General features: G+C 69.1%; 1 protein-coding gene. It reads left to right on the top strand.

What is annotated here, in order from left to right; genetic code table 11:
- Positions 1 to 330 precede the first annotated feature (330 nt).
- Positions 331 to 796, top strand: a 466-nt coding sequence (locus FXN61_RS49760; protein WP_312878601.1) for a MerR family transcriptional regulator, incomplete at its 3' end; no start/stop codon positions are given.

Here is a 796-nt window from a genome sequence, read left to right as displayed (position 1 = left end):
TTTCGCCCGCAGACCGGCGGGCAGCCGGACGCCGACGAACGCGCGGTCGCACCCGTTCGTTCGGCATTCGGGTACGTCACGCAGCCGCGGGTCGGACTTGCGCACCTCGCCCTTCCAGAAGGCCGGGCGGTTGGAGTCCACGACGGCCGATCCCGGAGCGATCGGGCCGGCTGCTGCGGACGGGGATAAGAGCAGCAAAAGCGCTGCCAGGATTGCCAAGGCTCTCATTCCATGCCCCCTCAGTGCACGTTTGGTCACGCTCAGCAACCCGTGACGCTACTCCCGGCTTCAACGTTGACACTGTCACGATTGCAGTGTCAGTATCAGGGTGTGTGGACGCTCGACGAGTTGCTGGAACGTGTCTCCGCCGCGCTCACGGCGGAGTACTCGGGCGCGCCCAACGGTCGTGTGCGGGACGTGCCCGACCGGCGGGCGGTCCGCTGGTACGCGACGACCGGGCTGGTCGACCGGCCGTCGGCGATGCGTGGCCGCACAGCGCTTTACGAGAAACGCCACCTGCTCCAGCTCGTGGCCGTGAAGAGACTGCAGTCGCAGGGGAGGGCGCTCGCCGACATCCAAGCCGAGCTCGCGGGCGCCACCGACACGACGTTGGCGGCCATCGCACGCGTTCCTGAACGACTGCTCGAGTCCGGTGATCCACCAGCACGACAAGAGGCCGTCCGTCCCAAGTTCTGGGCCGAACCCGCTGCCACACCGGCCCGCGGCCCCGGCACCCGCGGAGGCGGTCGTGCTGAACGGCGTGGCGCTCGGAGGGGGTGCTGTCGTCCTGGTGCCG

Origin of the sequence: Lentzea indica (assembly GCF_012184385.1) — a bacterium.
In the GTDB taxonomy this organism is placed as follows: Bacteria; Actinomycetota; Actinomycetes; order Mycobacteriales; family Pseudonocardiaceae; genus Lentzea; species Lentzea indica.
This window is presented reverse-complemented; position numbering and strand designations above follow the sequence as displayed.